The 744-nt window shown below is 74.1% G+C and carries 1 protein-coding gene; it reads right to left on the bottom strand.

Translation table 11 applies throughout. The features are described 5' to 3' along the window. Positions 1-744: DUF222 domain-containing protein (locus ACLQ29_RS35380; protein ID WP_425775702.1), on the bottom strand; the 744-nt coding region annotated here is incomplete at both ends.

Genomic DNA, 744 nt, shown 5'->3' with positions numbered 1-744 from the left:
GCCGTCGGCCCAGTGGTGGATGTGGTGGGCGTCGCACCAGCGTGGTGGGCGGTCGCAGCCGGGGAAGGCGCAGCCGCGGTCGCGTAGGACGAGGGCGCGGCGGAGGGGGCCGGTGATGAGGCGGCGTTGTCGGCCGACGTCGAGGGGTTGGCTGGTGCTGTTGAGGACGGCGGGCAGGATCGTGGCGTCGCAGGCGAGTCGGCGCACCGTGCCGGGGGTGAGGTGGAAGCCGGTGTCGAGGGTGCCTGCGCCGAGTTGCCCGGCGAGTGCGTCGAAGGTGGTGGTGATGACGAGTTGTGCGGGGTCGCCGCCGTGTTCGGGTAGGTCGCTGGTGCGCAGGGTGAGTCGGCAGAGGTCGGCGAGGGCGTCATGACGGCGCTGCCCGGGGGTGCGTTGGTCGTCGGGGCCGGACGGGGCGGTCAGCGGGTCGATGGCGGCGCGGAGTAGGCCGGCGGTTTCGGTGTCGAGGATGCCGGTGAGTCGCAGGCGGCCGTCGGTGAGTGTGGAGAGGGTGAGGTGGCGGTCGCGGGTGGCGCGGCGGGCTTCGGCTTCCAGGGCGGCGTGGGCGGCGGCGTCGGCGATGTCGGGGGCGACGTGGTCGAGGATGCGGGTGCCGAGTTTGCGCAGGAGGGTGGGGTCGAACTGGCCGGCCCAGTCGGTGAGCACACCGACGGCCTTGTCGGCTGCCTGCGCGTCGGCGGCGGTGTGCACGGTGGCGACGGTGTCGGCGATGACCCGGGCCTG

The sequence above is a fragment of the Micromonospora sp. DT228 genome (assembly GCF_049841595.1).
In the GTDB taxonomy this organism is placed as follows: Bacteria; Actinomycetota; Actinomycetes; order Mycobacteriales; family Micromonosporaceae; genus Micromonospora.
Note: the sequence above shows the minus strand (reverse complement) of the source record. Positions and strands in the feature narration are given on the sequence as shown.